Source organism: Streptomyces sp. NPDC048416 (assembly GCF_043200435.1).
Classification (GTDB): domain Bacteria; phylum Actinomycetota; class Actinomycetes; order Streptomycetales; family Streptomycetaceae; genus Streptomyces.
The window spans coordinates 106,964-128,203 of record NZ_JBICXU010000014.1; the positions used below are offsets into that span (position 1 = coordinate 106,964).

The 21,240-nt window shown below is 70.9% G+C and carries 24 protein-coding genes and 1 riboswitch; of the genes, 11 read left to right on the plus strand and 13 right to left on the minus strand.

The features are described from left to right. The first annotated feature begins 20 nt into the window (after positions 1 to 20). Positions 21 to 1,163: an 8-amino-7-oxononanoate synthase gene (locus tag ACGFW5_RS19675; RefSeq protein ID WP_393835518.1), complete on the plus strand. Its 1,143-nt coding sequence runs from the start codon at positions 21 to 23 to the stop codon at positions 1,161 to 1,163. A 7-nt stretch (positions 1,164 to 1,170) separates the two neighbouring features. On the opposite strand, the gene ACGFW5_RS19680 is transcribed toward ACGFW5_RS19675, so the two are convergent. Together ACGFW5_RS19680 and ACGFW5_RS19685 are read right to left on the minus strand one after the other, a co-directional pair. Further along, entirely contained in the window at positions 1,171 to 1,392 is a 222-nt protein-coding gene (locus ACGFW5_RS19680) for a DUF397 domain-containing protein (RefSeq protein WP_393835519.1), read from the minus strand. Next, a complete protein-coding gene (locus ACGFW5_RS19685) occupies positions 1,392 to 2,279 on the minus strand; it encodes a helix-turn-helix domain-containing protein (protein WP_393835520.1) in 888 nt (295 codons plus the stop codon). Before ACGFW5_RS19685 ends, ACGFW5_RS19680 begins: the two co-directional genes overlap by 1 nt. Before the next feature lie 243 nt (positions 2,280 to 2,522). On the opposite strand from ACGFW5_RS19685, the gene ACGFW5_RS19690 reads away from it, so the two are divergent. Next, the gene (locus ACGFW5_RS19690) at positions 2,523 to 2,957 is read left to right on the plus strand and encodes an ATP-binding protein (RefSeq protein ID WP_393835521.1); all 435 of its coding nucleotides are present in this window, start codon (positions 2,523 to 2,525) and stop codon (positions 2,955 to 2,957) included. Positions 2,958 to 3,229: 272 nt separating this feature from the next. On the opposite strand, the gene ACGFW5_RS19695 is transcribed toward ACGFW5_RS19690, so the two are convergent. The 3 genes from ACGFW5_RS19695 to ACGFW5_RS19705 form a co-directional block, all read right to left on the minus strand. Then, complete coding sequence (locus ACGFW5_RS19695; RefSeq protein ID WP_393835522.1) at positions 3,230 to 3,703, minus strand: C40 family peptidase; 474 nt, start codon at positions 3,701 to 3,703, stop codon at positions 3,230 to 3,232. 4 nt (positions 3,704 to 3,707) lie between these two features. Then, positions 3,708 to 3,890: riboswitch (cyclic di-AMP (ydaO/yuaA leader) on the minus strand. Positions 3,891 to 4,263: 373 nt separating this feature from the next. Continuing rightward, positions 4,264 to 4,572, minus strand: coding sequence for a hypothetical protein (locus ACGFW5_RS19700; protein WP_393835523.1), 309 nt, complete (start codon positions 4,570 to 4,572; stop codon positions 4,264 to 4,266). A gap of 5 nt (positions 4,573 to 4,577) precedes the next feature. After that, entirely contained in the window at positions 4,578 to 5,207 is a 630-nt protein-coding gene (locus tag ACGFW5_RS19705) for an ATP-dependent Clp protease proteolytic subunit (RefSeq protein WP_393835524.1), read from the minus strand. Between the two features lie 258 nt (positions 5,208 to 5,465). On the opposite strand from ACGFW5_RS19705, the gene ACGFW5_RS19710 reads away from it, so the two are divergent. From ACGFW5_RS19710 to ACGFW5_RS19745, 8 genes are all read left to right on the plus strand, one after another. After that, positions 5,466 to 6,158, plus strand: coding sequence for a lysophospholipid acyltransferase family protein (locus tag ACGFW5_RS19710; RefSeq protein ID WP_393835525.1), 693 nt, complete (start codon positions 5,466 to 5,468; stop codon positions 6,156 to 6,158). A 166-nt stretch (positions 6,159 to 6,324) separates the two neighbouring features. Continuing rightward, positions 6,325 to 6,606, plus strand: coding sequence for a type II toxin-antitoxin system Phd/YefM family antitoxin (locus ACGFW5_RS19715; protein ID WP_393835526.1), 282 nt, complete (start codon positions 6,325 to 6,327; stop codon positions 6,604 to 6,606). Between the two features lie 298 nt (positions 6,607 to 6,904). After that, the gene (locus tag ACGFW5_RS19720) at positions 6,905 to 7,207 is read left to right on the plus strand and encodes an urease subunit gamma (RefSeq protein WP_393835527.1); all 303 of its coding nucleotides are present in this window, start codon (positions 6,905 to 6,907) and stop codon (positions 7,205 to 7,207) included. A 15-nt stretch (positions 7,208 to 7,222) separates the two neighbouring features. Beyond that, positions 7,223 to 7,534 (plus strand): urease subunit beta, encoded by a 312-nt coding sequence (locus ACGFW5_RS19725; protein WP_393835528.1) that lies wholly within the window; start codon positions 7,223 to 7,225, stop codon positions 7,532 to 7,534. Beyond that, positions 7,527 to 9,248: an urease subunit alpha gene (locus ACGFW5_RS19730; protein WP_393835529.1), complete on the plus strand. Its 1,722-nt coding sequence runs from the start codon at positions 7,527 to 7,529 to the stop codon at positions 9,246 to 9,248. The genes ACGFW5_RS19725 and ACGFW5_RS19730 overlap by 8 nt, the downstream gene beginning before the upstream one ends. 15 nt (positions 9,249 to 9,263) lie before the next feature. After that, the gene (locus ACGFW5_RS19735; RefSeq protein ID WP_393835530.1) at positions 9,264 to 9,938 is read left to right on the plus strand and encodes an urease accessory protein UreF; all 675 of its coding nucleotides are present in this window, start codon (positions 9,264 to 9,266) and stop codon (positions 9,936 to 9,938) included. Between the two features lie 570 nt (positions 9,939 to 10,508). Next, the gene (gene ureG / locus ACGFW5_RS19740; RefSeq protein ID WP_393835531.1) at positions 10,509 to 11,186 is read left to right on the plus strand and encodes an urease accessory protein UreG; all 678 of its coding nucleotides are present in this window, start codon (positions 10,509 to 10,511) and stop codon (positions 11,184 to 11,186) included. Then, positions 11,174 to 11,992, plus strand: coding sequence for an urease accessory protein UreD (locus ACGFW5_RS19745; protein ID WP_393835532.1), 819 nt, complete (start codon positions 11,174 to 11,176; stop codon positions 11,990 to 11,992). Before ureG ends, ACGFW5_RS19745 begins: the two co-directional genes overlap by 13 nt. A 65-nt stretch (positions 11,993 to 12,057) precedes the next feature. Here ACGFW5_RS19745 and ACGFW5_RS19750 read toward each other — a convergent pair whose 3' ends face one another. Beyond that, positions 12,058 to 12,750 carry an SDR family oxidoreductase gene (locus tag ACGFW5_RS19750; protein ID WP_393835533.1) on the minus strand — a complete coding sequence of 231 codons (693 nt, stop codon included), beginning with the start codon at positions 12,748 to 12,750 and terminating at the stop codon, positions 12,058 to 12,060. Positions 12,751 to 13,126: 376 nt separating this feature from the next. Between ACGFW5_RS19750 and ACGFW5_RS19755 the strand changes: the two genes are divergently transcribed. Beyond that, positions 13,127 to 14,704 carry an alpha/beta hydrolase gene (locus ACGFW5_RS19755; RefSeq protein ID WP_393835534.1) on the plus strand — a complete coding sequence of 526 codons (1,578 nt, stop codon included), beginning with the start codon at positions 13,127 to 13,129 and terminating at the stop codon, positions 14,702 to 14,704. Positions 14,705 to 14,763: 59 nt separating this feature from the next. On the opposite strand, the gene ACGFW5_RS19760 is transcribed toward ACGFW5_RS19755, so the two are convergent. The 7 genes from ACGFW5_RS19760 to ACGFW5_RS19790 all read right to left on the minus strand — a co-directional run bounded on the left by ACGFW5_RS19760 (position 14,764) and on the right by ACGFW5_RS19790 (position 21,179). Next, complete coding sequence (locus tag ACGFW5_RS19760) at positions 14,764 to 15,789, minus strand: NAD-dependent epimerase/dehydratase family protein (protein WP_393835535.1); 1,026 nt, start codon at positions 15,787 to 15,789, stop codon at positions 14,764 to 14,766. A gap of 93 nt (positions 15,790 to 15,882) precedes the next feature. Further along, positions 15,883 to 16,584, minus strand: coding sequence for a lysophospholipid acyltransferase family protein (locus tag ACGFW5_RS19765; protein WP_393835580.1), 702 nt, complete (start codon positions 16,582 to 16,584; stop codon positions 15,883 to 15,885). Positions 16,585 to 16,684: 100 nt separating this feature from the next. Then, positions 16,685 to 16,846, minus strand: a complete 162-nt coding sequence (locus tag ACGFW5_RS19770) for a hypothetical protein (protein ID WP_162952649.1) — start codon at positions 16,844 to 16,846, stop codon at positions 16,685 to 16,687. 64 nt (positions 16,847 to 16,910) lie between these two features. Next, positions 16,911 to 17,867 carry a cytochrome c oxidase assembly protein gene (locus ACGFW5_RS19775; protein ID WP_393835536.1) on the minus strand — a complete coding sequence of 319 codons (957 nt, stop codon included), beginning with the start codon at positions 17,865 to 17,867 and terminating at the stop codon, positions 16,911 to 16,913. Between the two features lie 115 nt (positions 17,868 to 17,982). Then, complete coding sequence (locus tag ACGFW5_RS19780; protein ID WP_393835537.1) at positions 17,983 to 19,008, minus strand: 6-phosphofructokinase; 1,026 nt, start codon at positions 19,006 to 19,008, stop codon at positions 17,983 to 17,985. A 170-nt stretch (positions 19,009 to 19,178) separates the two neighbouring features. Further along, the gene (locus tag ACGFW5_RS19785; RefSeq protein WP_393835538.1) at positions 19,179 to 19,907 is read right to left on the minus strand and encodes a type 1 glutamine amidotransferase; all 729 of its coding nucleotides are present in this window, start codon (positions 19,905 to 19,907) and stop codon (positions 19,179 to 19,181) included. Between the two features lie 24 nt (positions 19,908 to 19,931). Continuing rightward, a complete protein-coding gene (locus tag ACGFW5_RS19790) occupies positions 19,932 to 21,179 on the minus strand; it encodes a MurT ligase domain-containing protein (RefSeq protein WP_393835539.1) in 1,248 nt (415 codons plus the stop codon). Positions 21,180 to 21,240 lie beyond the last annotated feature (61 nt).

A 21,240-nucleotide genomic window follows, 5' to 3' on the forward strand; every position in this document is an offset into this window, starting at 1 on the left:
CTACAAAAAGGGACGCCACCATGTTGCGAGCGCCATTCGACTGGATCGACAGGGAAGCCGAGCGCCGCGAGAGCGCCGGACTGGTCCGCACGCTCCGGCCGCGCGACGCCGACCAGGACCTCCTGGACCTGGCGAGCAACGACTACCTGGGGCTCACCCGGCACCCCGCGGTCACGGCTGCCGCGGCCGAGGCGGCCCACCGCTGGGGCGCGGGCGCCACCGGCTCACGGCTGGTCACCGGCACCACCGCCCTGCACGCCGAACTGGAACGCGAGCTGGCCGCGTTCTGCGGTTTCGAGGCCGCCCTCGTCTTCTCCTCCGGGTACGCGGCGAACCTGGCCGCGCTCACCGCGCTCGGCCCGCACGGCTCGCTGATCGTCTCCGACGCGGGCAACCACGCCTCCATCGTCGACGGCTGCCGGCTGGCCCGCGCGCGCACCGAGGTCGTGCCGCACACCGACCCCGAGGCGGTCCGCAAGGCGCTCGACGCCCACGGCGGGTCCGCGCTGGTGGTGTCGGACTCGGTGTTCTCGGTGGACGGTGACGCGGCGCCACTCGCTCAACTGGCCGAAACCTGCCGGGAGTTCACGGCGGCCCTCGTCGTGGACGACGCGCACGGGCTCGGGGTGCTCGGCGAGGGCGGCCGTGGGGCGCTGCACGGCGCAGGTCTCGCCGGCGCGGACGACGTGGTCGCCACCGTCACCCTGTCCAAGTCGCTCGGCAGCCAGGGCGGCGCGGTCCTCGGGCCGGCGCGGGTCATCCGGCATCTGGTGAACGCGGCGCGCACCTTCATCTTCGACACCGGGCTCGCCCCGGCGGCGGCCGGCGGCGCGCTCGCCGCGCTGCGGCTGCTGCGCGCGGAGCCCGGGCTCGCGGGCCGGGCCCGCTCCGTCGCCGCCGAACTGCACGGCCGGCTCACCGCCGCCGGTCATGCCGCGGTGCGCCCCGACGCCGCCGTGGTCTCCGTGCGGGCGCCGTCGCCGGAGGCCGCGCTGGCCTGGGCGGCCAACTGCCGTGCGGCCGGGCTCGTGGTCGGCTGCTTCCGGCCGCCGTCGGTGCCGGACGGCGTTTCGCGGATCCGGCTCACCGCACGCGCGGACCTGACGGAACAGCAGATCGACCAGGCGGTGGGCACGATCCTGCGGACCGCCCCCGCCGCCTGACGTGACGTCAATGCGCCTCTGACACCAGGCAGATGAAGCGCTGCCAGGCTGCGGCGCCGAACAGCAGCGCGGGTCCTCGGGTCCTTTGGGAGTCGCGCACGGCCAGCAGCTCGCCCTTGAGCCGGGCCGTTTCGACGCAGTTGTTCATGCCGACGCTGCGACTGGATCGTCGCCACGCCGCATGGGTGAGGGATGTACTGGAAGGAACGTGCGCGGGGTGTGCGGACATCAAGCCTCCCCACTCGCCATGAAGTGACCCGGGCCTTCCCGGGCCATCAGGGCGATGAGATCCAACGAGTCCTCGGAGGAAAGCGCGAGTGCCTGGACGGTCTGGAACGCGGCACTGTACGCCTCAAGGTCTTCTCTCCGTTCGAGGTAGAGGCTACTCGTCAAGTGGTCGACAACGACCACATCCAGATCCGAAATGGCCGGAAACGAAAACAGCGTGAAAGGGCCGGTGAGCCCGACATAACCGCCGTATCGGAAAGGGATGATCTGGAGCCGGACGTGCGGCAGCGCGGCGATCGCCAGGAGATGCCGCAACTGCTCCCGCATGGCGGCCGAACCGCCCACCCGGCGCCGCAACACCGCCTCGTCGAGCACCGCGCTGAGCGCCAGCGGCGGATCGGCCCGCAGCACCTCCTGACGGGCGATCCGCACCTCCACCAACGAGTCCAGCTCGTCCGGGGCGAGGCCTTGGATCGCGGCCCGGGTCACCGCGCGCGCGTACGCGGGCGTCTGCAACAGACCGGGAACCACCGAGGTCTCCAGGGTGCGGGCCGAACGCGCCTGCGACTCCAGACTGATGAAGTCGCGGTACTGCGGCGGCAGCAGACCCCGGTACGCGCGCGCCCAGTCCGCCCCGCCGCCACCCGCCGAATCGGCCAACGCCTCCAGCACCGCCCGCAGTTGGCGATCATGGACTCCGTACGCATCGAGCAGCCGGGCCACGTCCGCCGGCTTCACCCCGCTGCGCCCGGTCTCGATCCGGCTCACCTTCGACTGGTGCCAGCCCACCAGAGCCGCCGCCTCCCCGCTGGTGAGACCCGTTCGATCGCGCAGCCGGCGCAGTTCCCCGCCGAGCTTGCGTCTGCGCACCGCCAATCCGTGCCCCATGCCGGCCTCCTTCGCTCCCCAGCGTCCGGCGATGGGTAAGTGTGGGCCCAAATACGATCCGCCGCCGTAGAGTTCACCGCTTTGAGCGACAGATATATGCACATCTTGGTGGATGGCACCCGAGACCGGCACGATGAGTGGCACTCTGGCGCGAAGCACAGTCCGAGGCCGACGGCGTCTTTGCGAGCGTTCATCCGCGAGGAGTCCTCAAGCCGGTCCGGGTGGGAAAGGGACAGCGTCGCCATGGCAGACCATCTCGAAGCAACAGTCACTCTGCCGAGCGATCCCGCCTCGGTCGCCACCGCACGGCGCTATGTCGCGGGAATCCTCACCGACTGGGGACTGCCGCCCGACGCGGACACGGTCGACACGGTGCGGCTCATCGTCTCCGAGCTCGCCACCAATGCCGTGCAGCACACCTTCGGCCAGTCGCCCACCTTCACGGTCGACCTCCACCTGGAGCGCGAGGAGGTGCTGAGGATCGGGGTGACCGACAGTCATCCGCGCTGGCCGAAACGATTGCCCGCGGCCGTCCAGCAGGACAACGGACGAGGCATGGTCATCATCCGCTGGCTCGCGGCCGAATCCGGCGGCAAACTGTCGGTCGCGCCCACCGCCGACGGCGGCAAGACGGTCTGGATCGCCCTGCCGTGGACGGCGGCGGTCCAGAGCGGTTAGGGGGTGTCTGGTGGATCATGGCCGGGGGTGCGGCGCCTGGCACGGCACCTCGCGGCGTTGCCGAAACGCCCCGATAGCTCCGCTATCACGACGTTCCGGCGCCTTGCGATGCACCGCACCAGGCGCCGCACCCTGACCGACCCTGATCCACCAGACACCCCCTAACCGCCCGGTCCTCCCTGCCGGCAACGCGCCGTCCGGGAAACGCGCCGTCCCGGAAACCCGTCAGCCCACCCACCCGTCGCTCACCCACCTGTAAGCCTGCCCACCCGTCAGCCGACCCGCCCGTACCAGACGCTGTGGCTCCAGATCCGCTCCAGGCGTACCACCGTGCCGGTCTTGGGGGAGTGCCAGATCCTGCCGCCACCGGCGTAGATCCCCACGTGGTACACGCTGCCACCGGAATGGAAGAACACCAGGTCGCCGGCCCTGCGCGAGGTGGCCGACACATGCCGGGAGCTGTTGTACTGCTGCTGCGCCGAGCGAGGCAGCCTGCGGCCCGCCTGCTCGAACGAGTACAGCGTGAGCCCCGAGCAGTCGAAGCGGTGCGGGCCCGACGCGCCGTACTGGTAGGGCGCTCCCTTCTTCGACGCGGCCACATGGAGCGCCCTGGTGGCCACGGCGGCCGCGGTCGCCTCGGGCGTGCCGCCCGGTACCAGCGTCGTCGCGCCCGTCACGGCGAGAGCGAGGGCACAGACGGCGCCCAGGCGGACGGCCAGGGACGGAACATATGTCTGCGCAGTCATGCGCAACCCTTCGTCAAACCGCCTGCGAAGGATGACCTGTCGGGTTCGGGCTGGCGAAGATGCCCGGCCGCGCGAACGGCTTCACCCCGAGGGAGGGCCGACCCTCGGCCCTCCCGAAGTACTCGGGTCCTCCACTCCTGCCGGTCCACTCCTGTCGACCAGTCGTCCGGAACGGCGGCAGGACTCGGCGTCCGCCCGGACCGCCCCGCCGAGGTGGCGGGGGCTTGTCGTCTCAGGGATCTTCACGCACCGACTGTCGGATCACCGGACCGAAACGGCTTTGTGTGGGGCCGCCCACGGCTGGCCCATTCAGGTGGACACGGGAGCTTCGCCCCCCGTGTGACAGGGGCCGATGAGCCTCGTACCAGCATCGGAAGTATCGATTCCGCACGGTCAGCAGAGGACGTAAGCAACTCATAAGGGTCAGCGAAAGCAGCCGCCGATGAGCCGAACGGGGGTACTCCTTCTGGTCCGTTTCGCCGGTCCTTCGAGCGCGTCGGGTACCGGTGCCTCTCCCCGGGTGTCCGCTGGGCCCCCGGCCATGATCCACCAGACACCCCCTAGGCCGCCGTCCGCGGCGGCAGCGTGAGCCGGCCCGCGCGGCGCTCCCCGTCCAGGACGCGCAGCGCCCGCGTCAGCGTCTCGGCGTGCACCCGTGTCTCTCCGCGCAGGTGCATCAGTGTGAGGGCGTCCTTGAGCGCGACCGCCCGGCCGACCAGGGCCTGCGCCGCCCGCAGCGCGCCGTAGGTGTCGTGGCCGTGGGCCGGATTGACGCGGCCGAGCAGGTCGACCACCTCCAGATACGCGTCGATGAACTCGGCTTCCGCGCGGGTGAGCGCGGGCAGCGGCGGCAGTTCGGGCGGCAGCACCGGGCTCACCTCCCGCGCAGCGAGGTCTTGCGGCTTTCGAGGATGTGGTCGGCGATTCCGTACGCCACGGCGCCCTCGGCGTCGAGGATCAGGTCCCGCTCGATGTCGGAGGTCACCTGCTCGGAGGTCCGCCCGGTGTAGCCGGCCAGAAGCTCCGTCAGCAGTGCGCGGCCGCGCAGCACTTCAGCCGCCTGGATCTCCAGATCGGAGGGCTGGCCGCGCAACGGCTCCTCCATGGACGGCTGCTGAAGGAGCACCCGGGACGCCGGCTGCACCAGGCGTTTGCCCGGGGTGCCGGCCGCGAGCAGCACCGCGGCCACCGAACTCACCTGGCCGAGGCAGAACGTCTGCACGTCGCAGGTGATGAAGCGCATCGCGTCGTGGATGGCGGTCATCGCGGTGAGCGAGCCGCCGGGGGAGTTGATGTAGAGGGAGACGTCCCGGTCCGGATCCGCGTGCTCCAAATGCATGAGCTGGGCCATCACGTCATTGGCCGAGGCGTCGTCGACCGGTGTGCCGAGAAAGATGATCCGTTCCTCGAAGAGCTTGGAGTACGGATCGAGCGTGCGGATGCCGGTGGCGGTGCGCTCCTGGAACTCGGGCAGCACATAGCGGGCGGCAGGGCGGTGGTTCATGGCGGACCTCTCCTCGACCGGACCTCAGTGCTCTGTGGCGCCCTGTAAAAAACGTACAGGACGTACAGAGCGATGGGTCGAGCTTCATCGGAAGACCGGGGAGAAGCAAGAGCTCAGCGCCGGGTTTCGCTGTGGGCGAGCAGGCGGATCACGCCGCCGGAACCGGAGGGCGTGGCGCAATAGGCCCTCTCCCGGCGGTCTGAGGGGATGGCTAACGTGCGTCGGCGCGGGGGTCACCTGGGGAGAGGGCTCACTGACGTGTTCTATTTCGCATTCCGTCTCGTGCTGCTGCCGTTGCTGCGGTGGCTGTTCCGCCCGCGCGTCGAGGGCGCCGGGCGGGTGCCCGATGCGGGGGCGGTGATCCTCGCGGGGAATCACCAGTCGTTCACCGATCAGTTCCTGCTGGGCGTGACGCTCAGGCGCCGCCTCACCTTCCTGGCGAAGCAGGAGTACTTCACCGCGCCGGGCCTGTCGGGCCGGGCGACCGCGGCCTTCTTCCGGGCGCTCGGCCAGATCCCGGTCGACAGGTCCGGCAAGGACGCGGCTCGCGCGGCGATCGACACCGCACTCCAAGTCCTGGACGGCGGCGCGGTGTTGGGGGTCTTCCCGGAAGGGACACGGTCGCACGACGGCCGGCTGTACAAGGGCAAGGTCGGGGTGGCGGCGATGGCGTTGCGGTCCGGCGCCCCGGTCGTCCCGGTCGCGATCATCGGGACGTTCGAGGCGCAGCCGAAGGGGCGCAGGCTGCCCCGGCGCGTACCGGTCGCCATCCGGTTCGGTGAGCCGCTGGACTTCTCGCGCTACGCGGGGATGGAGGACGAGCGTCTGGTGCTGCGCGCCGTGACGGACCAGATCATGTACGCGGTGCAGAAGCTGTCCGAGCAGGAGTACGTGGACGTGTACGCGGCCGAGGCCAGGACGGCGTGGGAAGCGGCTGCCGCGGCCGCCTGACCGGCCGCACGGCCGCCCCGGCCCGGACGCGGCGGGGGGGGGGGGGGGGGGGGGGGGGGGCGCCCCGCGCCCCCCCCCCCCCCCCCCCCGCGCCGCCTGTGACCTGCGGCCCACCCTGTCGCACAGATCTCCGGGGCCCCGAGGAGGCGGAGTCTAAGCTGGGAGCATGGCTTACGAGATTCCTGTGACGCAGGCCCGCGCAGAGCTCGCGGAGCTGATCAACCGCGTGGTGTACGGCGGGGAGCGGGTCGTGGTGACGCGCCACGGCAAGCCGCTCGTCGCGCTGGTGTCCGCCGCCGACCTGGAAAAACTTGAGGCCGAGCAGCAGCAGGAGGAGCAGCAGGCGACGAGCTCGCTCTCGTTGGTGCACCCCCTGCCGCCCGCCGCTCCCGCGGAGCCCCGTCGCTTCGGGATCGCCGCCGAGCACCGGAGCCCGCACACCGACTGACGGTGAGCGCAGCCGGTCCGATACGGGTGCCCCTTACACGGGTCGGCACGGCAGGGGATTCCGCTTCGATGATCACGTGTTCTTAAAGCGTCAGTTAACGCGCCGGAAAAACTTCCGCCCTAACGTGCAATGCCTGGCCCAGGGGCCGGGAGATGTCGTTCAACAGGATGTTGAAGTCGGATACGGTTCCGCTGCGTTCGGGTGGAAGCGCTCCGGCCCGGCCGGTCTCCGCCTCGACGCCCGCTGAGTCCGTGCATGGTTGTCCATGGACGGAAGGCACGACTGTGAGGTGGGAAGCGTGCAACTGACGCCGCACGAGCAGGAACGTCTGCTCATCCATGTAGCCGCCGATGTGGCCGAGAAGCGCAGAGCCCGCGGGGTGAAGCTGAACCACCCCGAGTCGGTCGCCCTCATCACCTCGCACATCCTCGAAGGCGCCCGGGACGGTCGTACGGTCGCCGAACTCATGGCGTCCGGACGCAAGGTGCTCTCCCGGGACGAGGTCATGCCCGGCATCGCGGAGATGATCCACGACGTCCAGGTCGAGGCGACCTTTCCCGACGGCACCAAGCTGGTCACCGTTCACGAACCGATCGTCTGACGGGCGGGGACCGCTGTGATTCCCGGAGAAATCCTCTTCGCCGACACGCCCATCGTTCTCCATGAGGGCCGCGAGACGGTGCGGTTGACCGTCGTGAACGCCGCCGACCGACCCGTACAGGTCGGCTCCCACTACCACTTCGCCGAGGCCAACCCCGGACTCGACTTCGACCGTACGGTTGCCCGGGGCAAGCGACTGCACATCGCCGCGGGCACCGCCGTCCGCTTCGAGCCCGGCATTCCCGTCGAGGTGGAACTAGTCCCGCTGTCCGGACGGCGCATCGTGCCGGGACTGCGCGCAGAGACCGGAGGCGCCCTCGATGACTGAGCTCGACCGTGCTGTCTACGCCGACCTGTTCGGCCCCACCGCAGGCGACCGCATCCGGCTCGCCGACACCGAACTCCTCGTCGAGATCGAGGAGGACCGCTGCGGCGGGCCCGGGCGAGCGGGTGACGAGGCGGTGTTCGGCGGCGGCAAGGTGATCCGCGAGTCCATGGGGCAGGCGCGGACCACCCGCGCCGAAGGCGCACCTGACACCGTTGTCACCGGCGCCGTGATCATCGACCACTGGGGCATCGTCAAGGCCGACATCGGCATCCGCGACGGCCGGATCACCGGCATCGGCAAGGCCGGGAACCCGGACACCATGGACGGCGTCCACCCCGACCTCGTCATCGGGCCCGAGACCGAGATCATCGCGGGCAACGGGAAGATCCTCACGGCGGGCGCCGTCGACACCCATGTCCACTTCATCTCGCCCACCCTCATCGACCAGGCGCTCTCCTCCGGCATCACCACACTGGTCGGCGGCGGCACCGGCCCCGCCGAAGGCACCAAGGCCACCACCATCACGCCGGGGCCCTGGCATCTGGCCCGCATGTTCGCCGCCCTGGAGAACGCACCCGTCAACATCGGGCTGCTCGGCAAGGGCAACACCATGTCCCGCGAGGCCATGCACTCCCAACTGCGCGGCGGCGCACTCGGGTTCAAGATCCATGAGGACTGGGGCGCCACCCCCGCCGTCATCGACGCCTGCCTGAGCGTCTGCGACGAGACGGGCGCCCAACTCGCCATCCACACCGACACGTTGAACGAGGCCGGCTTCGTCGGCGACACCCTCGCCGCCATCGCGGGCCGCTCGATCCACGCGTACCACACCGAAGGTGCGGGGGGCGGCCACGCGCCCGACATCATCACGGCGGTCTCGCAGCCGAACGTCCTGCCGAGCTCCACCAATCCGACCCGCCCGCACACCCTCAACACCATCGAGGAACACCTCGACATGTTGATGGTCTGTCACCACCTCAACCCGGCGGTGCCGGAGGACCTGGCGTTCGCCGAGTCCCGCATCCGCCCCTCCACGATCGCCGCCGAGGACTTCCTGCACGACCTCGGCGCCATCTCGATCATCTCCTCCGACTCCCAGGCCATGGGCCGGATCGGCGAGGTCGTGCTGCGGACCTGGCAGACCGCGCACGTCATGAAGGTCCGGCGGGGCGCGCTGCCCGGCGACGGGCGTGCGGACAACCACCGCGTGCGGCGCTATGTCGCCAAGTACACGATCAACCCGGCGGTGGCGCAGGGACTCGACCACGAGATCGGCTCCGTCGAGACCGGCAAACTGGCCGACCTGGTCCTGTGGGAGCCGGCCTTCTTCGGCGTCAAACCGCAGCTGGTCATCAAGGGCGGCCAGATCGCGTACGCGCAGATGGGCGACGCCAACGCGTCGATTCCCACCCCGCAGCCGGTCCTGCCCCGGCCGATGTTCGGGGCGTACGGCAAGGCGCCCGCGGGGAACTCGCTCACCTTCGTCTCATCGGCCGCCCTTGAGGACGGGCTTCCCGAACGCCTCGGCCTGGACAAGGAGTTCGTGGCGATCAAGAACACCCGGCGGGTCGGCAAGGCGGACATGCGTGAGAACGACGCGCTGCCGGATGTCCAAGTCGATCCGGACACGTTCACCGTGACCATCGACGGCGACGTGGTGGAGCCCGCTCCTGCCGCCGAACTGCCCATGGCCCAGCGGTACTTCCTCTTCTGAGGGGCTGTCATCCACATGAGTCGCGCAGCTCTGCTCGTCCTCGCCGACGGCCGTTTCCCCGCGGGCGGCCACGCCCACTCGGGGGGCGCCGAAGCAGCCGTCAAGGCGGGGCGCATCCGCACCGCGGCCGACCTGGCACAGTTCTGCCGGGGCCGGCTGCACACGGTGGGCCTCACCTCCGCCGCGCTCGCCGCGGCGGCCGCCGCCGGCCTCGATCCGCTCGCCCTGGACGAGGCCGCGGACGCCCGCACCCCGTCCCCTGCCCTGCGAGCCACCGCGCGCAAGCTCGGCCGGCAGATGATGCGGGCGGCCCGCGCGACCTGGCCGAGCGCCGAGCTCGAAGCGCTGGCCGCGGCCCGGCCGCGCGGCGCCCATCAGCCGATCGTCCTCGGCCTCGCCGCGCGGGCCGCCGGGCTCGGGCCCGAGGACGCGGGGCACTGCGTGGCGTACGAGGCGGTCAGCGCCTCGGCCACGGCGGTCGTACGCCTGCTGAGCCTCGACCCGTTCGACGCGACGGCGGTCCTCGCGCGGCTGGCGCCGGACCTGGACGCGGTGGCCCACCGGGCGGGTGTCGCGGCGGCGGAGGCGGTGCTGGGCGGGGTCGACGCGCTGCCCGCGGCGTCCGCTCCACTCCTGGACATCATGGCGGAGGCGCATGCGGCGTGGCCGGTCCGGCTGTTCGCGTCGTAGCGCCGTGCCGCCGCCTTGCTCGCGGGGTTGCCGCCGCCGAACTGGGGGCTGTGCCCCCGGCCCCCCCCGGGGGCTGTGCCCCCGGCCCCCCCGGGGGCTGCGCCCCCGGACCCCCCTTCGCGCCTGAAGGGCGCTCGTCCTCAATCGCCGGACGGGCTTGGGGGGTTGGCTTCGCCCGAAGCCGCCGGACGGGCTTGGGGGGTTGGCTTCGCCCGGACCCGCCGGACGGGCTTGGGGGGTTGGCTTCGCCCGAAGCCGCCGGACGGGCTCGGGGGGTTGGCTTCGCCCGGACCCGCCGGACGGGCTCGGGGGGTTGGCTTCGCCCGGACCCGCCGGACGGGCTCGGGGGGTTGGCTTCGCCCGGACCCGCCGGACGGGCTTGGGGGGTTGGCTTCGCCCGGACCCGCCGGACGGGCTTGGGGGGTTGGCTTCGCCCGGACCCGCCGGACGGGCTCGGGGGGTTGGCTTCGCCCGGACCCGCCGGACGGGCTCGGGGAGTTGGCTCCGTCCGAACCCCGAAATCTCAATCCCATGGTCGAACCTCACACCTCACCACCCTTTGGAGACCCCATGCATCTCGGTCACTCCCACGAAGGACCCGCCCCGATCAGTGCCGATGCCCATCGGACCGACGGGAGTCGGCGCGCCCTGCGGGTCGGGCTCGGCGGGCCCGTCGGGTCCGGGAAGACCGCCACCGTCGCCGCGCTCTGCCGCGCCCTGCGCGACCAGCTCTCCATCGCCGTCGTCACCAACGACATCTACACCCGCGAGGACGCCGCCTTCCTGCTGCGCAACGCCGTACTGCCGCCCGAGCGGATCCAGGCCGTGGAGACCGGTGCCTGTCCGCACACCGCCATCCGCGACGACATCTCCGCCAACCTCGAAGCCGTCGAGGAACTGGAGGACGCGGTCGGGCCGCTCGATCTGATCCTCGTCGAGTCCGGCGGCGACAACCTCACGGCCACCTTCTCCAAGGGCCTGGTCGACGCCCAGATCTTCGTCATCGACGTGGCCGGCGGCGACGACATCCCGCGCAAGGGCGGCCCGGGCGTCACCACCGCGGACCTGCTCGTGGTCAACAAGACCGACCTCGCGCCGTACGTCGGCTCCGACCTCGACCGCATGGCTCGCGACGCCAAGGAGCAGCGGCACGAACTGCCCGTCATCTTCCAGTCGTTGAGGTCCGAGGCGGGGGTCACCGAGGTCGCGGAATGGGTCGGGGAGCAGCTCGCGGCATGGACGGCGTGACGCCCGGCGCGACCGGTGTGCGCGCCACCGCCCGCATCGTCGCCGCTCCCGAAGGCCTGCCCGTTCTGGAGGGGGACGGCCCGCTCGCCCTGCGCCGCACCCGTGCGCGGGGCGCGTACCACCGGGTCACCGTCGTCGGCGCGATGAGCGCGCCGCTCGGAGGTGACCGGATCGCCATCGAGGCGGAGGTGCGGAGCGGGACGCGGCTCGACGTCGACTCGGCCGCGGCCACCATCGCGCTGCCCGGCAGGGGCGGGGAGCGCGCCCACTACGACGTGCGGCTCGGCGTCGCCGACGGCGCCGAACTGCGCTGGCTGCCCGAACAGCTCATCTGCGCGCGCGGCAGCGACCTGCGGATGCGTACCCGCATCGACCTGGCGCCCGGCGCCCGTCTCGTCTTCCGCGAGGAGCAGGTGCTCGGCCGGCACGGCGAACCTCCCGGCACGCTCACCACACGCCTCACCGTCCACCGTGCGGGCCGGCCCCTGCTCGACCAGGAGCTGGCGTTCGGGCCGGGGGCAAGCGGCGGGTGGGACGGGGGCGCGGTCCTCGGTGGGCATCGCGCCGTGGGCCAACTGCTGGTGGCCGGGCCGGAGTTGAGCGAGCGGCCCGCCGAGTCCCGGCTGCTCGGCGAGCACGCGGTGCTCACCCCGCTCGCCGGGCCCGCCTTCCTCGTCACGGCCCTGGCCCCGGACGCCCTACTGCTGCGCCGGACGCTCGACGACGTACTGCGGGCACACGTCCCGGGCTTCGGCAGGATTTTCACCGGCGGAGATCATTGCGTCCCGGCTGTGGGCAGCCGCTGACGGTGTCCGATCCTGTCGTGGTGGTCCAGGCCCGCTGTGGCTCCGCCTCGATCGCCGGACTCGCGTCAGCCGAGCTGCCCGGTCGGCCGCAGGGTGATCTGGTTGATGTCCACGCCCGCGGGCTGGTTGAGCGCGAAGGCGATCGTGGCCGCGATCTGCTCGGGGGTCATCGCCTCCTCGGGGGTGCCGCCGCGCTCGGCCCAGAACGCGGTGTCCACCACTCCGGGGGCGACGACGGTCACGCCGACCCGGTCCTTGCCGACCAGCAGCCGGGTGTTCTCGGCCAGCGCGTGCGCGGCCCACTTGGTGACCGAGTACAGGTTGCCGGGCGTGTTGCGCACCCCGGCGACGGAACCGATGAACACGATCCGGCCCTTGGACGCCCTCAGCTGCGGCAGGGTCTCGCGCACCAGCAGGGCCGGGCCCAGCACGTTGGTGAGGACCATGGCGCGCATGTCCTCGGGGGCGTGGCTCTCCAGGTTGCCGGGCAGCGAGAAACCGGCGTTGGCAATGACGTTGTCCAGTCGGTCCCATGCCTGAACCACACGGCGCACGGCGTCGGCGACGTCCTCCGCCTCTGCGGCATCGCCAGTGATCGTCAGCAGCCGCTCACCCGCTCCGGCCGAAGCGGCGAAGGCGGCCAGCTTGCCCGCGTCACGTCCGGTGACGGCCACACGGTGGCCCTGCTTGAGGAGGGTGCGGGCGGTGGCGGCACCGATGCCGGTCGATCCACCAGTGATCAACGTGACGGGCTCCATGCAAGCGCCTCCTCGGCGACGTGGTCATCAGTTCCCCAAAACGCCTGCACTATACGTGCGGTGAGCTGCTGCCAGGGGTGTCACGCCCTACCGACTCCGCCCGGGCCCGGGCGGCGACCGTGCGAGCTCGCACGGGTACCTGGTCCGGCCGCTCTCCTGCCCACCGCCGGGACGAAAGGGTCTCGGCCTGCCGAAAACTCGTCAGAGCCATGTCCCAGCGTCCTGACCGCTCAGCGGAACATCCAATCCGGCTATCGGTTCGGTAAAGAAACACCTGTCCGGCCTGTGCACAGGGTGCTCACAGACGAAAGGATCCCGGAACAGACCACATGGAGCGCTGAGACCGTCAGCGCACTTCAGCAGGGGGAGGTACCACTTGAGACGCACCGCAGTGCTCGGCTCGGCCGGCACTCTGATCGCGGGCACGCTGCTGGTGGGCGCGATAGCGGCCCCGGTCGCCAACGCCGACAACCGGAACCACGGTTGGTCCGAGGCGCGCGGCGTGCAGGTCGCAGCCGACCGGGCGGCCGAGCAGGGCATCAGCTGGGCCGACTGCCCGGCCGACTGGGCGTTCGCCAAGCCCATCCAGTGCGGCTATGTCAGCGTTCCGCTCGACTACGCGCGGCCCTACGGCAAGCAGATCAAGCTGGCCGTCGACCGTGCCGCAAGCACCGGCACCAAGGCCGAGCGTCAGGGCGCCCTCATCTACAACCCGGGCGGCCCCGGCGGCTCGGGCATGGCCTTCCCGACCCGGGTGACCAAGAAGAACCCGCTGTGGACGAACACCTCGAAGGCGTACGACTTCGTGGGCTTCGACCCGCGCGGCGTGGGCCACTCGACGCCGATCTCCTGTGTCGACCCGCAGGAGTACGCCAAGGCGCCGAAGGCCGACCCGGTCCCGGACACCGAGGCCGACAAGCGGGCCCAGCGCAAGCTCGCCGCGGAGTACGCGGACGGCTGCGCCGAGCGCAGCGGCTGGATGCTGCCGTACATGACCACCCCCAACACCGCCCGCGACCTGGATGTCATCCGCGCCGCCCTCGGTGAGAAGAAGCTCAACTACCTGGGCGTCTCCTACGGCACCTACCTGGGCGCGGTCTACGGCACGCTCTTCCCCTCGCACGTCCGCCGCATGATCGTGGACAGCGTGGTCAACCCGGACCAGGACAACATCTGGTACCAGGCCAACCTGGAGCAGGACGTCGCCTTCCAGGCCCGCTGGAACGAGTGGGAGGACTGGGTCGCCAAGTACGACGCCACCTTCCACCTGGGCACCACCCGGGCACAGGTCGAGGCGCAGTGGCTGAAGCTGCGTGCCGACGCCAAGAAGAGCCCGCTCGACGGCAAGGTCGGCCCGGCGGAACTGCTCGGCTTCTTCCAGAAGGCGCCGTACTACGACTCGTACTGGGTGCCGGTCGCCAAGGCGCTCAGCGCCTACGCGGCGGGTGACAGCAAGCCGGTCGTCACCGCCGCCGCATCCGACATGTCGGACATCGCAGGCAATATCGCCTCCGAGAACGGCAACGCGGTGTACACCGCCATCGAGTGCGCGGACACCAAGTGGCCCACCAGCTGGCGCACATGGGACCGGGACAACACCCGTCTGAACAAGGACTACCCGTTCCTCACCTGGTCCAACGCCTGGATGAACCTGCCGTGTGCCACCTGGTCCACCAAGCAGCAGACCCCCGTCAAGGTCAAGACCGGCAAGGGTCTCCCGCAGGTCCTGATCGTGCAGTCCACCAATGACGCGGCCACCCCGTTCCACGGCGCCGTCGAACTGCACAAGGCGTTCAAGAACTCGCGCCTCATCATCGAGAAGGGCGCCGGTTCGCACGGTGTGACCGGCCTGGTCAACCCCTGCATCAACTCGCGGGTGGACAGCTACCTGCTCACCGGCAAGACCGACCGCGCGGACTACACGTGCACCCCGCACGCGACTCCCGTGCCGTAAAGGTCAGTTGAGCGTGGGGCGGCCGGAACCCTCCGGCCGCCCCTTCGTGCCGTCCCCGGTCAGCCGCGCCCGGCCAGCCAGGCGTCCTCGGCCGCGTAGTCGAACAGGTCGCCGTACTTCTCCATCGCGGGGAACGCCTCACGCCAGTCCCGGCCCTGGAGTTGCCCGGCGATCCACTCGACGGTGCCGGGCAGGGACTCGGCGTACCCGGTCACCGGCCGGTAGCCCAGCTCGCGCTCGGCGGCCGACATGTCGTACACGATGGGATGCGGGCCGCTCCACGGCGTCAGCCCGACCATCTCCTGTGGCGGGCCCTCCAGCGGCACGATCTCGCTGCGCACACCGAGGACGTCATCGACGGCCGCGCTGATCTCCGCGACCGTCGGCGCCTCGGGGTCCGCCGCGTTCAGCACCCGTGAGCCCGGCTTGAGCGCGGCGAGCCGGATGAGCTCGGCGATGTTGGACACGTGCGCGGGATGGAAGCGGCTGTGTCCGCCGAACGCCAGGACTCGCACCGGCCGGCCGTCCAACGCCCGCTTCACGAAGTGCAGTTCGCGCGGGCTCCGGCAGTGGGGGCCGTGGATCGCGCCGGCGCGCAGCAGCGTCGAGGGCAGCGCGGAATCCAGCAACTCCCGCTCAAGGCGCGCCTTCTTGGTGGCGTACGTGGCATCGCCCGGCTCCACGGTGGCCAGCGACTCGGAGATCGGCACCGGATAACACGGCGGGCCCGCAGCCCCCGCCGACGTGTCGAAGCTGCGCCCCTCGCCGTCCTCGTAGATCGCGCCGCTGGAGATCACCACCGCCGAACCGATCCGGTCGCCGAGACCGATCAGCTGCCGCGCGTGCTCCTTCCCGTACCCCGCCATGTCGACGAGGACATCCACGCCGTCGCCGAGCGCGGCGGCCAGCGCCGCGTCGTCCTCCCGGTCGAGCCGCACCGACCGGACCGCATCCGGCCGGCCGGGATCGTCGCCACCTCCTCGCGACGCGGCCCGCACCTCCCAACCGTCCTCGGCGAGCGCGCGCACCGCGACCCGCCCGATCTGTCCCGTGGCCCCTATGACGAACGCTGTTCCCTTGCTCATGGCGTGAACCTATGGCGTGCCGGAGCGCCGCAACAGCGCGTTTCGCCGTGCGCGGATCCGCCAAGAGCCGAGCGCACGGGGGAACTTGTGGCGTCAGCCGATGAGGCCCCGGAACCGCCGCGATTCCTCCGCCTTCACATCGGCCGCGTACCGGTCCACATACTCCTGGCCCGACAACTCCATGACCTTGTACATGATCTCGTCCGTGACGGCCCGCAGAATGGCCTTCTCGCCCTCCATGCCCTCGTACCGGGAGAAGTCGAGCGGTGCGCCGAAACGGATCGACACCCGCTTGATCTTCGGCAGGGCCTGGCCGGGCGGCTGGATCTCGAAGGTGCCGACCATGGCGCACGGGATCACCGGGACGCCGCCCCGGATGGCCATCACCGCCACACCGACCTTGCCCTTGTACAGCTTGCCGTCGGGTGAGCGGGTGCCCTCCGGATAGATGCCAAGCAGCTCGTCCTTGCCGAGCACCCCGAGCCCTTCGCGGATCGCCGCCTGTCCCGCCTCCTTGCCGGACCGGTCCACCGGGATCTGCCCGACGGCACGGAAGAAGGCGGCGGTCAGCCGTCCTTTGACGCCGGGCCCCGTGAAGTACTCCTGCTTGGCGAGGAAGGTGATGCGCCGCTTCAGCATCACCGGCATCAGGAAGTGATCGGAGAAGGAGAGGTGATTGCCCGCGACGATGGCCGCGCCTTCATCGGGAACATGCTCAAGGCCCTCCAGCCTCGGCCGGAACAGCAGTCTCAGAAGAGGCCCCAAGACCGCGTACTTGAGGACGTAATAGAGCACCCGCAGGCTCCTCACCACGAAGAAGGATGGCCAGTGTAGGGGCGGGCCCGGGCCCCTGTAACCACCGCCGCGGTCCTCCCGCGGGCAACAGGATGCCGCCTCAGGTGCTGCGGGACACGGCGGCCGTCCCGATCGCGGTGAGTCCGAGCACCACCCAGCCGAACCACAGCCAGCCACTGCTGCCGAGCGCCACCGTGTACGCCGTGATCACCACCAGCATCACCAGGGTGAGCACCATCATCGACTTGGTCGAACGGGGCATCGCGGTCCCCTTCCTTGCGGCAGGTGCCGCAGGGACCATCGTCCCCCCGTGACGGGGCCCGGCGCTACTGGCCGCGCGTGTTCAGTGAGGCGAGATAGGCGTTGTAGGCCACAAGTTCCCTGTCGCCGTCGCGCTCGGCCGCCCGGTCGGTGCGGCGCGCCTGCCGCTTCTCGGTGGCGTACCACTGGAAGACCAGCGCGATCAGCACGAGCACGGAGGGGATCTCGCTGAACGCCCAGGCGATGCCGCCCGCCGCCTGCTGGTCGGTGAGCGCGTCGAGGCCGAGCGAGGACGGCGGATTGCGGTACGTGCCGATCATGGGCTCGCTCGCCATCATCAGGGCGATGCCGAAGAAGGCGTGGAAGGGCATGCCGGCGAAGAGCTCCAGCATCCGCATCACGTAGCCCGGGCGGTGCGGCCCCGGGTCGACGCCCATGATGGGCCAGAAGAAGACCAGACCGACCGCGAGGAAGTGCACCATCATCGCGATGTGCCCCGTCTTGGACTCCATCAGGAAGTCGAAGATCGGCGTGAAGTAGAGCCCGTAGAGGCTCGCGATGAACAGCGGGATGGTGAAGGCGGGGTGCGTGACGATCTTCATGTACCGGCTGTGCAGCAGCATCAGGAGCAGCTCGCGCGGTCCCTTGCGGCCGCGCGGGGCGACCGGCAGCGCGCGCAGCGCGAGCGTCACCGGCGCGCCGAGCAGCAGCAGGATCGGGGAGAGCATGCTGATCACCATGTGCTGCACCATGTGCACGCTGAACATGACCATGCCGTAGTCGTTGAGCTTGGTGCACATGACGAACGCGATGGTCAGGACGCCCAGCGTCCAGAAGATCATGCGGCCGACGGGCCAGCTGTCACCGCGCCGCCGCAGCCGCACCACGCCCCAGGCGTACAGCGCGAGCCCGAGCAGGCAGCCGATGAGGAAGAAGGAGTCCGCCGACCATACGAGCCCCCGCGCCAGCGTGAACGGCGGCAGGTCCATGTTCATGTCCATGCCGTGCCCGCTGTGATCCATCCGCTGACTCCTGATTCGTACCGGTTGTCCCGCACCAGACTAGAACCGCCCCCGGCCGATGATGCGGCCGGGGGCGGTTCCTTGCGTGCACAACACATCCGGGAGCGGGCGGAAACTAGAGGACGCACTCCGCTTCCGCGTAGCGCTCGGCCGGGACGGTCTTCAAGGTGGCCGTCGCCTCGGCGAGCGGGACCATGACGATGTCGGTGCCGCGCAGCGCGGTCAGCATCCCGAACTCGCCGCGGTGGGCGGCCTCGACCGCGTGCCAGCCGAAGCGGGTGGCCAGCACCCGGTCGTACGCGGTGGGCGTGCCGCCACGCTGGACGTGACCGAGGATGACCGGCCGGGCCTCCTTGTTCAGGCGCTGCTCCAGCTCGATGGAGAGCTGCCGGGCGACGCCCGCGAACCGCTCGTGCCCGTACATGTCGGTGCCGCCCACGTCGAACTGCATCGAGCCCTCGCGCGGCTTGGCGCCCTCGGCCACCACGACGATCGCGAACTTCTTGCCCGCCGAGAAGCGCCGGCCGACCAGCTCGGTCAGCTCGTCGATGTCGAAGGGGCGCTCGGGAACGACGATGGCGTGCGCGCCGGCGGCCATGCCGGAGTGCAGGGCGATCCAGCCGGTGTGGCGGCCCATGACCTCGACGATCAGGACGCGCTGGTGCGACTCGGCGGTGGTCTTCAGCCGGTCGAGCGCTTCGGTCGCCACGCCCACGGCGGTGTCGAAGCCGAACGTGACATCGGTCGACGCGATGTCGTTGTCGATGGTCTTCGGCACGCCGACGATCGGCAGCCCCGCGTCGGACAGCAGGGTCGCGGCCTTCAGGGTGCCCTCGCCGCCGATCGGGATGATCGCGTCGAGACCCAGTTCGGCGACGTGGCCCCTGGCCCGCTCGACTCCGTCGCGCAGGTGCGCGGGCTGGACGCGGGACGAGCCGAGGATGGTGCCGCCACGGGCGAGGATGCCGCCCACCGCGTCGAGGTCCAGCTTGCGGTAGTCGGCTTCGAGCAGGCCCTTCCAGCCGTCGTGGAAGCCGATGACCTCGTCGCCGTGGTCGACCACCGCGCGGTGCACGACGGATCGGATGACGGCGTTCAGGCCGGGGCAGTCGCCGCCGGAGGTGAGCACACCAATTCGCATTGCCCGGAGAACCTTTGCAACGTGGGCCGACGACCGGACCACGTCGTCCGGTTGGATCCCCGTCACCCTACCGGCGCAGGGTGACGGGGCCGAATCGGAGGTCCGACTGATGGACGTCGTAGGAAAGTACGAAGCATCCGGCGGCCGGGCCGAACCGTCGGCTCCGCTCCCTACGCGGGCTGGGTCGCCGACGCGATGCGCTCGGCGCGCAGCGCCTCGTACCACCGGTCGTCGGTCGGCGGCAGTGCGTTCACGTCAAGGGCCAGCTTCAGGAGCATGTCGGCGATCTGCGGATTGCGCGCGAGCACCGGGCCGTGCATGTACGTACCGAAGACGGTGTCGTTGTACGCGCCCTCGGTGCCGTCGCCCGTTCCGTTGCCCTTGCCCATGCGCACCCGCGCGAAGGGGCGGGCGGTCGGGCCGAGGTGGGTGACACCCTGGTGGTTCTCGAAGCCGGTCAGCTGCGGCAGGCCCAGGCGCTCGTCGATGTCGCCGAGCACGTCGCCGACACAGCGCTCGCCCTCGCCGCGCGTCGAGATCACGTCGATCAGGCCGAGGCCCTGCTGACGCTCGCCGACGTCGTTGACGAACTCGTGGCCGAGGATCTGGTAGCCGGCGCAGACCGAGAAGATGATCGCGCCGTTGGACGCGGCGCGCTCAAGACCGCCGTCGCGGCGCAGCCGCTCGGCCGCGAGCCGCTGCGGCCGGTCCTCGCCGCCGCCGATGAGGTAGATGTCACCGGAGGTCGGGATCGGCTGGTCGCTGCGGACGTCGAGCCGGTGCACGTCCAGGCCGCGCTGGCGCGCCCGGCGCTCCACGACCAGGGCGTTGCCCTGGTCGCCGTAGGTGCTGAGCAGGTCGGGGTAGACCCACACGAGGCGCAGGCTGTTGTCTGCCATGGCGCTTGCTCGCTCCTTCCTTGATCAGTTGCCGACGACGCGGCGGACGTCCTGGAACGCGGTGTAGTTGGCGATCAGCTCGATCCGCCCGGGCGGCGCCAGGTGCGCGCACTCCTCCAGGCTCTCGCAGACCCGGAAGTCCAGGTTGGCGACCTCCAGGCGCACCGCCAGGTCCAGCTTGCGGTCGCCGATCACGAAGATCGGGTGGCCGGCGAGCCGGGTGTAGTCGACGTCCCACAGCCAGGAGGTGTCCGTGCCGTCCGCGCCGCGCGCGTTGACCGACAGGACCACCGGCGTGGGCGGCGGGTCGATGAGGGAAAACGTTTCGAGCCAGCCCGCCGGGTTCTTCGCGAGCAGCAGCCGCAGCTCGCGGTCCTGGAAGCTGACGACGTCGTAACGGCCGGCCACCGCCTGCACCTGGTACATGCGTTCCAGGGCGACCTGCGGCGGCACCCCGAACACGGCGGCGACCGCGGCGGAGGTGGCGGCGTTCGCCTTGTTGGCGCGGCCGGGCAGCTGGAGGTGGATCGGCCAGGCCGAGCCGTGCGGGTCGAGGACGTAGTCGCCGTTGAGGACCCAACTGGGCGCCGGGCGGCGGAAACCGCACTCGCCGCAGAACCAGTCGTCGCCGGGGCGCTGCATCACACCGCCGCAGGCGGGGCACGACCAGGCGTCGTCCTTCCACTCCTGACCGGCCGCCACCCACACCACGTTGGGGGAGGAGGACGCGGCCCACACGATCAGCGGGTCGTCGGCGTTGGCGATCACCACGGCCTTGGTACCGGACAGGCCCTCGCGCCACTTCTCGGCGAGCATGCGGGTCTCGGCGGCCCGGTCGAGCTGGTCGCGCGACAGGTTGAGCAGCGCGATCGCCTTGGGCGTCACATCGCGCGCCACACCCGCCAGATACTTCTCGTCGACCTCGATCACGCCGTACTTCGCGTCCGAACCGCCCGCGAGCGCCGACGTGATGCCGGCCGGCATGTTGGCGCCGAGCGCGTTCGACACCACCGGGCCGCTGGCCCGCAGTGCCTCGGCGATCAGCCGCGTCGTGGTCGTCTTGCCGTTCGTCGCCGACACCAGGACGACGTCCAGATGAGTGGCGAGCCGCCCGAGCAGATCGGGGTCCAGCTTGAGCGCGACGCGCCCGCCGATCACCGATCCACTGCCCCGGCCCGCCGCGCGCGACACCGCCGCGGCGGCCTTGCCCGCGGTCACCGCCAGCTTGGCTCGCGGTGACAGGGGCCCGGCACCTCCAACGTGTCCTGACATCGTCCTTGATCCTCCTTGCGCCTGGGTCGGGTGTCAGCCTATCGAGATCCGGTCGGCGCCC